Below are 13,939 nucleotides of genomic sequence, written 5' to 3' on the forward strand. Positions count from 1 at the left end.
GCATATTAATATGGTGATAATATGCAAGAAACCCTGTTTATTAGATTTCATGAATTTATATTAATTATTTATATATTGAGCATAGTATGCTACTTTGTGGACTTTATAAGAAAAAGTTATAAAGTTAGGACTTTAGGCGTTTATTCACTAGGGATTGTTTGGATATTACAAACAATCTCTTTATCTGTTTTTATCATTCAAACAGAGAAGGTCCCTTTAAATTCTATATTTGATGTCTTTTTCACGTTGACGTGGATTATTATAACGATTTCTCTAGTATTGAATTTAATTAAAGTACTTAATTTTTCTGTATTTTTCTTGAATCTTATAGGATTAATACTTATGGCAATGAATACGTTCCAGCCGAAAAATTATCAAACCCAAATCCAACAAGTAGCAGTTATTAATGAATTGTTGCTTGTGCATATTGGATTAGCTGTATTAAGTTACGCTTTCTTTGCCGTAGCATTTGTGAATGCATTATTATATATTATTCAATATAGAAACTTAAAAGAGAAAAACTTTGATCAAAATTATTTTAGAATCGGTAGTGTAGGTACTTTAGAGTCAATTATTTTTTATTCAACTCTAACAGGTTTTATTGTACTCATTTTAAGTATTATATTAGGCGCGCAATGGGGCGTTTTCGCAGTAGGTAATAAAATATTTATAGATCCTAAAGTCATACTTTCTTCAGTCATTACATTCTTATATGGTGTTTACATTTTTTTACGTATCAAAAAATGGATTACTCAAAGAAATTTAGTGTATTTTAATATCATTTTATTTTGTCTTTGTATGATTAATCTGTTCTTTACAGCCCACTTTACTTAAAAATAAATTTAAGCACTTAAGGACGAAGCAAAATAAACAAAACAGACTGTTAATAATCTTTTGTTAAAATAAAAGAGTATTGAGATTTAAGTTATGTGTTTAAAAGAGTTATCTACAGTCTGTCATCTATGTCAATCATTTTAAGAAGATACTAGTACCTAGGAGGCATTCAACATATGCGTAAACTCGTTGTTGGATCACGTAGAAGTAAATTAGCTTTAACACAGAGTCAACAGTTTATAGATAAATTAAAGGAAATTGAACCTGATTTAGATATTGAGATTAAAGAGATTGTTACCAAAGGTGATAAAATAGTTGATAAACAATTATCTAAAGTTGGGGGCAAAGGACTTTTTGTTAAAGAAATTCAAAACGAATTATTTAATAAAGATATCGATATGGCTATCCATTCATTAAAAGATGTACCAAGCATTATCCCTGAAGGGCTTACGTTAGGATGTATACCGGATAGAGAAGTACCATTTGACGCATACATTTCGAAGAATCATACACCTTTAAGTGAATTACCTGAAGGTAGTATTGTGGGCACAAGCTCATTACGTCGTGGTGCACAAATTCTTTCCAAGTATCCACATTTAGAAATTAAATGGATTCGTGGAAACATCGATACTCGCTTGAATAAATTAGAAACAGAAGACTATGACGCTATTATTTTAGCGGCAGCTGGCTTAAGACGCATGGGCTGGTCAGATGATATCGTTACCACTTATTTAGATAAAGACATTCTCTTACCAGCAATCGGGCAAGGTGCACTAGGTATAGAATGCAGAAGTGATGATGAAGAACTTCTTGAGCTACTTAAAAAGGTTCATAATCACGAAGTTGCACAATGCGTGACAGCTGAACGTACTTTCCTATCTGAGATGGATGGTAGTTGCCAAGTTCCTATCGGAGGTTATGCAACGATTGACGGTAATAGTCAAATTGAATTTACGGGATTAATTATGACACCTGACGGAGAAGAGCGTTATGAACATACCGCTAGAGGTCACAATCCTGTTGAGTTAGGCCAAGAAGTAAGTCGTGTTTTAAAAGAACAAGGTGCTTATGAAATCATTAGAAAGTTAAATGAAGAAAATTAATTATATAACCATACCTTAAAGGTGGCACTAAAATGATGAAACCAGTGATAGTTATGACGCAAACAAGTAAAGTTCAAAGTGATTTAGTGGATATTATTCACAAACCATTGATACAAATTCAAGGACTTTCTTTTAATGAACATTTGCTCAATCATAGCTATGACTGGCTTATTTTTTCGTCAAAAAATGCAGTTAAATACTTTTATGCATATTTAAAAAGCGTTAAAGTTAAAAAGGTAGCAGTTATTGGAGCTAAAACTGCTCAATACTGCAAAGATTTGAATATTCATGTTGACTTTCTTCCACAAGATTTTTCACAAGAAGGATTTTTAGCAGAATTTCAAAATAAGGACCAAAAAATATTACTTCCATCAAGTCAGTACGCACGGCCTAAATTAGCAAATCAATTGAACAAATATAATGATGTTACTAAGATAGATTTGTATCGACCTGTACCGCATCAACAACATATTGAGGAAGTAAAACAATTAGTAAAAGAAAAACACATTGATGCTTTCACTTTCTCTAGTTCATCGGCTGTTAGATTTTATTTTAGTGATAATAATATTCCAGAATTTAATCATTATTATGCGATAGGAAAACAGACGGCTGATACGCTGAAAGAATATCATCAAAATGTGCGGATTGCTGATCAACAAACTTCAGAATCGCTGATAGATAAAATTTTAGAAAGTAGGGACAATAATGAAATTTGATAGACATAGAAGATTACGTTCTTCTCAAACAATGCGTGATTTGGTAAGAGAAACACATGTGAGAAAAGAAGATTTAATTTATCCAATCTTTGTGGTTGAAAAAGATGATGTTAAAAGCGAGATTCAATCTCTTCCAGGTGTATATCAAATTAGTTTAAATTTATTACATGAAGAAATTAAAGAAGCTTATGACCTAGGCATAAGAGCAATTATGTTCTTTGGTGTTCCGAATGAAAAAGATGATGTAGGTTCTGGCGCATATGATCATAACGGCGTTGTTCAAGAGGCAACTCGAATTGCTAAAAAAATGTATAGTGATTTATTAATTGTTGCTGATACATGCCTTTGTGAATATACAGATCATGGTCACTGTGGTGTGATAGATGATCATACACATGATGTAGATAATGACAAATCATTACCTTTATTAGTGAAAACTGCAATTTCTCAAGTAGAAGCAGGAGCAGATATTATTGCTCCAAGTAATATGATGGATGGCTTTGTTGCTGAAATCAGAGAAGGTTTAGACCAAGCAGGTTATGAAAATATTCCAATCATGAGTTACGGTATTAAATATGCATCTAGTTTCTTCGGTCCTTTCCGAGACGCTGCAGATTCAGCACCATCTTTTGGAGATAGAAAAACATATCAAATGGATCCTGCCAATCGTCTAGAGGCTTTAAGAGAATTAGAAAGTGACCTTAAAGAAGGTTGCGATATGATGATTGTTAAACCTGCATTAAGCTACTTAGATATTGTGAGAGATGTTAAGAACAATACTAATGTACCTGTAGTAGCTTATAATGTCAGTGGCGAATATAGTATGACTAAAGCTGCTGCACTTAACGGTTGGATTGACGAAGAAAAAATCGTAATGGAACAAATGGTTTCTATGAAGCGTGCGGGCGCTGACTTAATCATTACGTATTTTGCAAAAGATATTTGTCGTTATTTAGATAAATAATAATACGCTACTAAGGAGGCACTTAATTATGGGTTATGAAAAATCTATTAAAGCAATGGAAAAAGCGGAGCAACTTATGCCTGGTGGGGTGAATAGTCCTGTAAGAGCATTTAAATCAGTTGATACGCCTGCAATTTTTATGGATTATGCTGAAGGTTCCAAAATATATGACATCGATGGCAATGAGTATATAGACTATGTTTTAAGTTGGGGGCCTCTCATTTTAGGACATAAAAATAAACAAGTTATAGAAAAACTTCATGAAGCAGTAGATAATGGTACAAGTTTCGGTGCTTCAACTTTACAAGAAAATAAACTTGCAGAACTTGTCATTGACCGTGTTCCATCAATAGAAAAGGTTAGAATGGTGTCATCAGGTACTGAAGCTACATTAGATACATTGCGTCTTGCAAGAGGTTATACTGGTCGCAACAAGATCATTAAATTTGAAGGTTGCTACCATGGACATAGTGACTCGCTACTAATTAAAGCTGGTTCTGGTGTAGCAACATTAGGCTTGCCGGACTCTCCAGGTGTACCAGAAGGTATTGCTAAAAATACTATCACTGTACCTTACAATGATTTAAATTCCCTTAAACTCGCATTTAAAAAGTATGGCGACGACATTGCAGGTGTGATTGTTGAGCCTGTTGCTGGGAATATGGGCGTTGTACCTCCTGTCGAAGGATTTTTACAAGGTTTACGTGATATTACAAATGAATATGGTGCATTACTCATCTTTGATGAAGTTATGACAGGTTTCCGTGTAGGTTATAATTGTGCCCAAGGTTACTTTGGTGTAACACCAGATTTAACTTGTTTAGGAAAAGTCATCGGTGGCGGTTTACCAGTTGGTGCCTTTGGCGGTAAAAAAGAAATTATGGATCAAATCGCTCCTGTTGGAAATATTTACCAAGCAGGTACGTTATCAGGTAATCCATTAGCTATGACGAGTGGCTATGAGACATTAAGTCAACTTACACCTGAGTCGTACGAATATTTTAATGAATTAGGAGATATTTTAGAAAAAGGTCTTAAAGAAGTATTTGGTAAGCATAATGTGCCTATTACAGTTAACAGAGCTGGTTCAATGATTGGTTATTTCTTAAATAAAGGTCCAGTAACTAATTTTGATGAAGCTAATCAAAGTGATTTAGAACTATTCAGTAATATGTATAGAGAAATGGCAAAAGAGGGCGTATTCTTACCACCTTCACAATTTGAAGGAACATTCCTATCAATGGCTCATACTAAAGAGGACATTGAAAAAACGATTCAAGCATTTGATAATGCCTTAAGTCGCATTGTATGATAAATTTAATTTAATATAAGATAACAATTTAGTGAGGCTGAGACATGATTGATTATCTCAGCCTCATTTAACATATTGACAGTAAATGTCTGAGTGGAATGATCAAGGAATCATATATTTTAAGATTCAACGATTTCTATTTAACTTCCGTACTCAAGAAAGCGGCGTGATAGGATGAATAAAATACAAAGAAATAACTTTATTGTCTTAGTTTTAGCCATTATTTTAAGTTTAATTTTAAAATTCTCACATATATTATTACCGTTTATGTTTGGTCCGATGATTGCAGCAATCTTATGTGTGAAAGTTTTCAAGTTAGAAATCAAATGGCCATTTTGGTTAAGCCAAACTGGTTTAATATTTTTAGGTATACAAATTGGTTCTACCTTTACGAAGACAGTCATAGGTGATATTAGGAATGATTGGTTAACCATCATCATTATTACGGTACTATTACTAGTCCTAGCGTTATTCATTGCTTACTTCTTTAAAAAGATCGCTCAAGTTAACACAGAAACAGCTATTTTAAGCGTGATTCCAGGTGCGCTAAGTCAAATGTTGATTATGGCGGAAGAAGATAAAAGAGCAAATATTTTAGTAGTCAGTTTAACTCAAACCTCACGAATTATATTTGTTGTGATTTTAGTACCGCTGATTTCTTACTTTTTCAGAGATTCTAGTAGTTCTTCTGAAGGAGCTAGCATGAAAGTAGCGCCATTCACGCAAGCGTTAGAAATATGGCAAATTGCACTTCTACTATTATTAGTTGCAATTGTTTATATTTTAATGGCTAAAATTAATTTTCCTACGAAACAGTTACTTGCACCGATCTTGGTACTTATAGTTTGGAACATGACAACAAATCTTACTTTTACATTAGATCATTGGTTATTAGCGTCTGCACAAGTTGTGTATATGATTCGCATCGGAATACAAATTGCGTATTTGCTGAATGACTTAAAGGGCAGGATAGCTGTAGCAATTGCATTTCAAAATATCATGTTAATTCTATCTGCATTTATCATGGTTGTCATTGTGCATGTGTTTACCAATAATTCCATCAATGAATTATTCTTAGGTGCAGCGCCAGGTGGTATGAGTCAAATCGTACTTGTGGCTATGGCAACAGGTGCTGACGTTGCAATGATATCAAGCTATCATATATTTAGAATCTTCTTTATCTTATTTGTTATCGCACCATTAATTGGTTACTTCTTAAAATACAGAGCAAGATATAATGAAAAGTAAAAGAGGCGGGAAACCTTATCGTTTATACTCTGGGAAACCGATTAACGGTGTCCCAAAAGCAGGATTTTCGGCAGTAACACTCACAATTCGACAAAATTTGAGAAACAATTTTGCTCATTGTTCGGTTCTGCTCAAATCCTAAACGCTTTTGTCCCGACCTCTTTTTAATTTTATGCATGTGAAGGTTTGACTGGACAACCTTCTAAATGTGAATCGTATAAGCCAGCAGCCTCTAAAAAAGAAAAGACAGTCACTGGACCTAAAAATTTAAAACCGTATTTCTTAAGATCTTTCGAAAGTTGTGTTGCGCGTTCATCAACTGTTATTCGATCACTTGGCTTTTTATATCCCATATCAATAGGCTTATTGTTTACATATGACCACAAGAAATCACTAAAACTATTATAATCTTGTTCGATTTTTAAATAACCTTGAGCTTGACTCACAATTGCTTCTAGCTTCTTTCTATTATGAACGATGTTAGGAAATTCCATTAATCGGTCGATATCTTTGCTCGTCATTTGAGCAACCTTTTCAGGATCAAAGTTATAAAAAGCTTCTTCGTATGCATCTTTTTTCTTTAAAATAGTTAGCCATGATAAACCTGCATGTTGTGACTCTAAAGCAATCAGTTTAAACAATTCCTTACTATCGTATAATGGTTGCCCCCAAAATTTATCGTGATATTCTAAGTATGTTTCATCCTGTGTACTAAAGGCACACTCATTCATAAATTTTACCTCCAATACATTGACTTATTGATATATCCATTATACTATAAGTGAGTAAATGAATATAATGTTAGGGAAGAGTAAATTCTAATCATTTTATAGAGAGCATATATTTGGTGGAAATATGTAAGTGGTTTGAATTGAAGGTAGCCCGTTAATAACTTTCACTGAACATATATATAGTAGGTGAAAGCGTGTTTGAGCGTTAATCTAATACTTAAGTGCTTGAAGACATTACATGTAACAAATTGAGAATGTAATTCTTCTTGAATATAGGTGGTACCACGGAACATCCGTCCTATTTTTATAGGGTGGGTGTTTTTAATTTATTAGGAGGATTTTTTATGGAAATGAAACCGAAATACGATCCAAGAGAAGTTGAAGCGGGTCGTTATGAAGAATGGGTAAAAAATGGTTATTTTAAACCGTCAGAAGATAAATCGAAAGATACATATACGATTGTGATTCCACCACCCAATGTAACTGGGAAGTTGCATTTAGGACATGCATGGGATACAACGTTACAAGATATTATTACACGTATGAAACGTATGCAAGGTTATGACACTTTATATCTTCCTGGTATGGACCATGCTGGGATTGCAACACAAGCTAAAGTTGAAGCAAAATTAAACGAACAAGGTATTTCTAGACATGACCTTGGACGAGATAAATTCTTAGAACAAGCATGGGATTGGAAAGAAGAATATGCGTCATTTATTAGACAACAATGGGCTAAACTTGGTCTAGGTTTAGATTATAGTAGAGAGCGTTTTACTTTAGATGAAGGATTAAGTAAAGCAGTTCGAAAAGTGTTTGTCGATTTATATAATAAAGGTATTATCTACCGCGGTGAAAGAATCATTAACTGGGATCCTCAAGCAAGAACAGCGTTATCTGATATAGAAGTTATCCATGAGGACGTTCAGGGTGCATTTTATCATTTTAAATATCCATTTGCAGATGACGATGGATATATTGAAATTGCGACAACACGTCCAGAAACAATGCTTGGAGATACAGCCATTGTCGTCAATCCTAATGATGAACGTTATAAAGACGTTATTGGCAAAAAGGTAATTCTACCTATAGTAGGTAGAGAGTTGCCTATTCTTGCAGACGAATATGTTGATATCGAATTCGGTTCTGGTGCAATGAAAGTCACTCCAGCACATGATCCAAATGACTTTGAAATTGGTCAACGTCACGATCTGGAAAATATTATCGTGATGGATGAATACGGTAAAATGAACGATAAAGCCGGAAAATATGAAGGCATGGATCGCTTTGATTGTCGTAAACAACTTGTTGAAGATTTGAAAGCACAAGATTTAGTGATTAAAATTGAGGAACATACACACTCTGTGGGTCATTCAGAGAGAACAGGCGCGATTGTAGAGCCTTATTTATCAACACAATGGTTCGTTAAAATGAAACCACTAGCTCAAAGAGCACTAGATAATCAAAAAACCGACGATAGAATCGACTTCTTCCCTGGACGCTTTGAAAATACGTTCAATCGTTGGATGGAAGAAATCAGAGACTGGACGATTTCTCGTCAGTTATGGTGGGGACACCAAATTCCAGCATGGTATCACAAAGAAACGAATGAAATTTATGTTGGTGAAGAAGCACCAAAAGATATCGAAAATTGGATCCAAGATGAAGACGTATTGGATACGTGGTTTTCAAGTGCATTATGGCCATTCTCTACATTAGGTTGGCCTGCTACGGACTCAGAAGACTTTAAACGTTATTATCCAACGAATGCATTAGTAACTGGTTATGACATTATCTTCTTCTGGGTAGCTAGAATGATATTCCAAGGATTAGAATTTACAGATAGAAGACCATTTAATGATGTGTTACTTCATGGATTAGTAAGAGCTGAAGACGGACGTAAAATGAGTAAGTCTTTAGGGAATGGCGTTGACCCTATGGATGTAATTGATGAATATGGTGCGGATAGTTTAAGATATTTCTTAGCTACCGGTTCATCTCCAGGTCATGATTTACGTTATTCAACTGAAAAAGTAGAATCTGTTTGGAACTTTATCAATAAAATATGGAATGCAGCGCGTTTTAGCTTAATGAATATCGGCGAAGACTTTAAAGTAGAAGATATCGATTTATCAGGTGAATTATCTTTAGCGGATAAGTGGATTTTAACAAGATTAAATGAAACAATTAAAACAGTAACAGAGTTAAGTGACAAATATGAATTTGGCGAAGTAGGACGTGCACTTTATAACTTTATTTGGGATGAATTCTGCGATTGGTATATTGAAATGAGTAAGATACCAATGAATAGTGATGATGAAACTCAAAAACAAACAACACGTTCAGTATTGAGTTATGTACTCGATAAAATTATGAAAATGTTGCATCCATTTATGCCATTTGTTACTGAAACAATTTGGCAAAGTTTACCTCACGAAGGTGAAACAATTGTCAATGCAAGTTGGCCGACGGTTAAGCAAGAATTTATATTTGACGAAAGTAAACAAACAATGCAACAACTTGTTGAAATCATCAAATCAGTTCGTCAATCAAGAGTTGAAGTGAATACGCCACTTTCTAAATCGATATCAATTTTAATTCAAACTAAGGATGAGAATGTAAAACAAACGCTTAAAGAGAATGCGAGTTATTTACACAAATTCTGTAATCCTAGTGAGTTAATAATCGATACAGAAATCGATATTCCTGAAAAGGCAATGACTTCAGTGGTCGTAGCTGGTAAAGTCGTTCTACCACTTGAAGGTCTTATTGATATGGAAAAAGAAATTGCACGTTTGGAGAAAGAACTAGATAAACTTCAAAGTGAATTAGATAGAGTAGATAAAAAACTTTCAAATGAGAACTTTGTAAATAAAGCTCCGGAAAAAGTTATAAATGAAGAGAAAGAAAAACAACAACATTATCAAGAAAAATATGATGGTGTTAAATCACGAATTGAACAATTAAAAGCATAGGAGTATGATCATGAATTACCTAGACAGCTTGTATTGGATACATGAAAGATCGAAATTTGGTATTAAACCTGGTGTCAAGCGTATGGAATGGATGTTAGAACAATTTAATAATCCTCAAGATAAGATTAGAGGTATTCATGTTGGTGGCACGAATGGTAAGGGGTCTACGGTAGCTTATCTGAGAACTGCTTTAGTGGAAAATGGCTATGAAGTAGGTACCTTTACTTCACCATTTATCGAAAGTTTTAATGAGCGCATTAGCTTAAATGGAACACCAATTACAAATGACGAACTTGTTCAACTTGTTGAACGCGTCAAACCTGTAAGCGAAGCCTTAGAAACTGAAACTGAATTAGGTGGCGCTACGGAATTCGAAATTATTACTACGATGATGTTCCTATACTTTGGAGAGATTCATCCAGTTGATTTCGTTATTATTGAAGCAGGGTTAGGAATTAAACACGATTCCACGAATGTATTTAAACCTATTTTATCTATTTTAACTAGCATTGGACTTGATCACACTGATATTCTTGGTACAACTTATTTAGATATAGCTAAAGATAAAGCAGCTATTATTAAGCCTAATACACCGATTATATATGCAGTTAAAAATGATGATGCTTTAAAATATGTTAGGGACTATGCTTTAGAGCAAAATGCGAAACCTATTGAACTAGATCGAGAAATAACGATCATTTCACAAGATGATGAATTTACTTATCGATATAAGGATTATGAGCTAGAGACGATTCTTTTAAATATGCTTGGAGAACATCAAAAAGAGAATGCTTCGTTAGCTATTACAGCACTTATAGAACTTAATGAAGCGCATATGATTGATCTTGACTTTAATAAAATGATTGATGGTATTGAATCTGTAAATTGGACAGGTCGTATTGAACAAGTTAAAGAACATCCACTTATGGTTATTGATGGTGCGCATAATAATGAAAGTGTAGAAGCGCTAATAGACACAATTAAACATTATTATGGCCGAGATAAAATTGATGTACTTTTTTCTGCAATTAAAGGGAAGCCTATCAATAGTATGATGAGTAATCTAAGCGATATTGCATCAAGATTTTATATTGCCGACTTTGACTTTCCCAAAGCGTTAACTAAAGAAGAAATTGCTGAAGAAATTAATTTTGAAAATATAGAACTTGTAGATGATTACGTTCAATTTATAGAAAATTATCAGGGCGAAGGCTTAATCATTACTGGAAGTTTATACTTTATCAGTGAAGTAAAAGCTAAAACAAAATTCAATTAAGTAACTGAAAGAGCAAAACAGGTTGTTATACTTCCTTGTTTTGCTCTTTCGTTGTGTTTAAGGTGCAAAAACTTAAATGATTTTAAATAGGAAATTTCTCTATTTTGTTAACGGAATTTTAGAGAAATACAAGTTATTTACATTGAGTTGAAAATACTTATAATAAATTTAAGGAGGATGATATATGGTTCTACTTGCATATTCATGTAGTGTGATTTTCAGCTTTTTATATCAATTTAGTCATAAAGGTTTTCTCAGTTTGAGATACTTTTATACAAGGTCTAGATGTGATTACTGTGCTGAAGTAATTAAACCTTATGATTTATTACCGATTATCAGTTTTATTACGTTAAATGGTCGTTCACGTTGTTGTCGACAAAAATTACAAATTTACTACTTTATAGGTGAAGTTCTGTCTGTTATTCCGATATTCCTTTATTCGATGACAAATACAAATATTCATTTTGTACTTTTCCTAACCACTTTTCTATTCTTACTTACTATGTCTCTCTACGATATGCATTCAATGACAGTCGATCTAAGACTCGTATGCATCTATATCATTATCACATGTTTGTTTTCACATATTTATTTTTGGAATTTTTTAATTGTATTTACTATAACCCATACATTATATCTATTTATGTATAAACTTATTGGATATGGCGATATTATTATCTTTAATATGCTTGCATTGTTTTTACCGTTGAAACTCTCTTTTTATTTGTTTATCTTCACTTTTATAATAGGCGGATTAGTTGTGATTCTTTTTAAATTGTTTATTAAAAAAGATATTAAATATATTCCACTTATCCCTTTTATATTTCTTTCCTTTGTAACTAACGCACTTTTTTATCAAGAAATAAATCAATTTTTAGGAGGCGATTTTTATTGAAAATTAATGAAATGGCAGTGTCAGAAAAACCTAGAGAACGGTTGATGAATTTTGGTGCTCAAAGTCTTTCGAATGTTGAATTGTTAGCTATTCTTATCAACACAGGAAGAAAAGGTTTCTCAAGCATTGATATAGCGAATGAATTAATAAAGAACCATCATTCAATTCGAGAATTAAAAAAACTGTCAATCAATGATTTGTTAAGAATAAAAGGTATAGGATTATATAAAGCAATCACGTTAAAAGCTGCTTTTGAGTTAGGGGAAAGATTAAATGCAACGAGTACGATTGATAAAGTGAAAATTACAAGCCCTGGAGATGTAGCTGAATTAATGATGTCTAAAATGAAAGATTTGGAGCAAGAACATTTCGTAGTGTTATTACTTAATTCGAAAAATATTGTTATTAAACAATCGTGGATATATAAAGGTACACTCAATAGTTCGATTATCCATCCAAGAGAGGTATTTAATATAGCAATAAGAGAATCTTCAAATGCAATGATTGTTGTACATAATCATCCATCTGGTGATGTGACTCCATCAAGAGAGGACATAACTACAACATTACGTTTAAAAGAATGTGGAGCTATCTTAGGTATCGAATTGTTAGATCATATTATTATAGGAGATAATAAATTTATTAGTTTAGTAGAAGCGGGCTATTTTGAAGATAATTCAATTTAATATCGTCCTTTCGATTGTCTATTTAATCCAAGTAAAAATAAAAAAGTTAGCTAAACCAAATATGAAATTTGAGCATACAACCCAAACATACATAAAATGAATAGCTAACTTATTGACTAATGAATAAAACCTGATAAATTTTGAAAATGATCAAGTAACCAAATCACGCCTTGGTAACCTAAATATATACATAATAAAACAATACCAGCAGATATTAAGAATCGTAAAATAGACAAACCTACTCTAAATAGCAGTATGACTAATAATACGATGAGTATGATTGTTAAAATGCTCAACATGTTGTACCTCCTTATTATGTGTACATTCCATATTATGTATTATAATGTATACAAATAGCAATGACATCAGTCCATAGATATAAAAATCCTACTTCCTTAGTCTGATGCTAAAATGCCATAATTAAATTATACTTAATTTAATATGTTAAGGAGGGCAAATATGAGATTTATTTTCAGTATAGTAAAGAACATCGTTGCAGTGCTAGCAATTATAGCCATTATCTATATAGCACTTAAATACGCCCCTTTCCTTAGAGATCAAGAATGGAATCCACTAAGTGATACTTCGAATAATGTCCAACAAAATTTAAATGACACACAAAATCCAAATGGTTCATCATCGGGAGAGCCTCAAAATGGTAAGCGTTATTCATTAAAAGAAAATGATATTATTAACAATGTACCTTCAAGTCAGATAAAAAATGTTTTTAATATGATAGATAAAAGAGAATTTATGTCTGTTTCCGGTATAGGTAGAATGGGATATAATGACAAATATCTCGCAGGACAAAGAGACGATGAATTCATTATATACAAATTTGGATCTGATTCTATAAGAGTTTACAAAACTGAATTTGAAATGCAACAAGACTTAAATAAACTAGGGCAACATATAGAACTAAAACCAGCCGATGCATACAATTAAATCTCATAAACTATGAATTTGAAATGTGATTTTAAATAAGTTAACCTTTGAATATAGATAAATAGAGTAAAGGTTGGTGTGATTTCGAATGGCTGAACAATCAAAAGAAAAACAAGCAAACGAACAAGCAAAAGCGCAAAATCTTTTTGCTCGTTGGAGAAAAGAAGAAACGTTGTACAGCGAAGACGAAAAGAAAGATAATAAAGATTCTAATGAAGATGAGAGTAAATAATTACAAGCTTGTCTGGCTCTGA

The 13,939-nt window shown here is 32.9% G+C and carries 14 protein-coding genes and 1 other annotated feature; of the genes, 12 read left to right on the plus strand and 2 right to left on the minus strand.

Annotated features, from left to right (window positions below; all coding sequences use genetic code 11):
• Positions 1-21: 21 nt before the first annotated feature.
• From CD155_RS05085 to CD155_RS05110, 6 genes are all read left to right on the plus strand, one after another.
• Positions 22-834, plus strand: a complete 813-nt coding sequence (locus CD155_RS05085) for a cytochrome C assembly family protein (RefSeq protein ID WP_002443305.1) — start codon at positions 22-24, stop codon at positions 832-834.
• 176 nt (positions 835-1,010) lie between these two features.
• Complete coding sequence (hemC, locus tag CD155_RS05090) at positions 1,011-1,937, plus strand: hydroxymethylbilane synthase (protein ID WP_103212717.1); 927 nt, start codon at positions 1,011-1,013, stop codon at positions 1,935-1,937.
• A 35-nt stretch (positions 1,938-1,972) separates the two neighbouring features.
• Complete coding sequence (locus tag CD155_RS05095; protein ID WP_256605091.1) at positions 1,973-2,653, plus strand: uroporphyrinogen-III synthase; 681 nt, start codon at positions 1,973-1,975, stop codon at positions 2,651-2,653.
• Positions 2,643-3,617, plus strand: a complete 975-nt coding sequence (gene hemB / locus CD155_RS05100) for a porphobilinogen synthase (RefSeq protein WP_103212719.1) — start codon at positions 2,643-2,645, stop codon at positions 3,615-3,617. Before CD155_RS05095 ends, hemB begins: the two co-directional genes overlap by 11 nt.
• A 28-nt stretch (positions 3,618-3,645) precedes the next feature.
• Positions 3,646-4,929, plus strand: a complete 1,284-nt coding sequence (hemL, locus tag CD155_RS05105; protein WP_103212720.1) for a glutamate-1-semialdehyde 2,1-aminomutase — start codon at positions 3,646-3,648, stop codon at positions 4,927-4,929.
• Positions 4,930-5,103: 174 nt separating this feature from the next.
• Complete coding sequence (locus CD155_RS05110; RefSeq protein ID WP_002443295.1) at positions 5,104-6,177, plus strand: AbrB family transcriptional regulator; 1,074 nt, start codon at positions 5,104-5,106, stop codon at positions 6,175-6,177.
• Between the two features lie 170 nt (positions 6,178-6,347).
• On the opposite strand, the gene CD155_RS05115 is transcribed toward CD155_RS05110, so the two are convergent.
• Positions 6,348-6,908, minus strand: a complete 561-nt coding sequence (locus CD155_RS05115) for a DNA-3-methyladenine glycosylase I (protein WP_103212721.1) — start codon at positions 6,906-6,908, stop codon at positions 6,348-6,350.
• A gap of 58 nt (positions 6,909-6,966) precedes the next feature.
• Positions 6,967-7,212, plus strand: a binding site (T-box leader).
• A gap of 40 nt (positions 7,213-7,252) precedes the next feature.
• On the opposite strand from CD155_RS05115, the gene CD155_RS05120 reads away from it, so the two are divergent.
• The 4 genes from CD155_RS05120 (at position 7,253) to radC (ending at position 12,740) form a co-directional block, all read left to right on the plus strand.
• The gene (locus CD155_RS05120; RefSeq protein ID WP_103212722.1) at positions 7,253-9,883 is read left to right on the plus strand and encodes a valine--tRNA ligase; all 2,631 of its coding nucleotides are present in this window, start codon (positions 7,253-7,255) and stop codon (positions 9,881-9,883) included.
• Positions 9,884-9,893: 10 nt separating this feature from the next.
• On the plus strand, positions 9,894-11,159 hold the full coding sequence (locus CD155_RS05125; protein WP_037541497.1) for a bifunctional folylpolyglutamate synthase/dihydrofolate synthase: 1,266 nt from the start codon (positions 9,894-9,896) through the stop codon (positions 11,157-11,159).
• Between the two features lie 184 nt (positions 11,160-11,343).
• On the plus strand, positions 11,344-12,054 hold the full coding sequence (locus CD155_RS05130) for a prepilin peptidase (protein WP_002443285.1): 711 nt from the start codon (positions 11,344-11,346) through the stop codon (positions 12,052-12,054).
• Positions 12,051-12,740: a RadC family protein gene (gene radC / locus CD155_RS05135; protein ID WP_103212723.1), complete on the plus strand. Its 690-nt coding sequence runs from the start codon at positions 12,051-12,053 to the stop codon at positions 12,738-12,740. Before CD155_RS05130 ends, radC begins: the two co-directional genes overlap by 4 nt.
• 116 nt (positions 12,741-12,856) lie before the next feature.
• Here radC and CD155_RS05140 read toward each other — a convergent pair whose 3' ends face one another.
• Entirely contained in the window at positions 12,857-13,036 is a 180-nt protein-coding gene (locus CD155_RS05140; protein WP_037541562.1) for a hypothetical protein, read from the minus strand.
• Positions 13,037-13,199: 163 nt separating this feature from the next.
• Here CD155_RS05140 and CD155_RS05145 point away from each other — a divergent pair, with 163 nt between their 5' ends.
• A complete protein-coding gene (locus CD155_RS05145; RefSeq protein WP_037541496.1) occupies positions 13,200-13,685 on the plus strand; it encodes a DUF4930 family protein in 486 nt (161 codons plus the stop codon).
• Positions 13,686-13,773: 88 nt separating this feature from the next.
• Positions 13,774-13,917, plus strand: a complete 144-nt coding sequence (locus CD155_RS12940) for a hypothetical protein (RefSeq protein ID WP_172605818.1) — start codon at positions 13,774-13,776, stop codon at positions 13,915-13,917.
• Positions 13,918-13,939: the final 22 nt, after the last annotated feature.

Source organism: Staphylococcus caprae (genome assembly GCF_002902725.1).
Lineage (GTDB): Bacteria > Bacillota > Bacilli > Staphylococcales > Staphylococcaceae > Staphylococcus > Staphylococcus caprae.

Excerpts from the sequence above, each read along its gene's own strand:
- CD155_RS05085 (WP_002443305.1), top strand. The coding sequence starts at position 22 with ATGCAAGAAACCCTGTTTATTAGATTTCATGAATTTATATTAATTATT.
- hemC (WP_103212717.1), top strand. The coding sequence starts at position 1,011 with ATGCGTAAACTCGTTGTTGGATCACGTAGAAGTAAATTAGCTTTAACA.
- CD155_RS05095 (WP_256605091.1), top strand. The coding sequence starts at position 1,973 with ATGAAACCAGTGATAGTTATGACGCAAACAAGTAAAGTTCAAAGTGAT.
- hemB (WP_103212719.1), top strand. The coding sequence starts at position 2,643 with ATGAAATTTGATAGACATAGAAGATTACGTTCTTCTCAAACAATGCGT.
- hemL (WP_103212720.1), top strand. The coding sequence starts at position 3,646 with ATGGGTTATGAAAAATCTATTAAAGCAATGGAAAAAGCGGAGCAACTT.
- CD155_RS05110 (WP_002443295.1), top strand. The coding sequence starts at position 5,104 with ATGAATAAAATACAAAGAAATAACTTTATTGTCTTAGTTTTAGCCATT.
- CD155_RS05115 (WP_103212721.1), bottom strand. The coding sequence starts at position 6,908 with ATGAATGAGTGTGCCTTTAGTACACAGGATGAAACATACTTAGAATAT.
- CD155_RS05120 (WP_103212722.1), top strand. The coding sequence starts at position 7,253 with ATGGAAATGAAACCGAAATACGATCCAAGAGAAGTTGAAGCGGGTCGT.
- CD155_RS05125 (WP_037541497.1), top strand. The coding sequence starts at position 9,894 with ATGAATTACCTAGACAGCTTGTATTGGATACATGAAAGATCGAAATTT.
- CD155_RS05130 (WP_002443285.1), top strand. The coding sequence starts at position 11,344 with ATGGTTCTACTTGCATATTCATGTAGTGTGATTTTCAGCTTTTTATAT.
- CD155_RS05145 (WP_037541496.1), top strand. The coding sequence starts at position 13,200 with ATGAGATTTATTTTCAGTATAGTAAAGAACATCGTTGCAGTGCTAGCA.
- CD155_RS12940 (WP_172605818.1), top strand. The coding sequence starts at position 13,774 with ATGGCTGAACAATCAAAAGAAAAACAAGCAAACGAACAAGCAAAAGCG.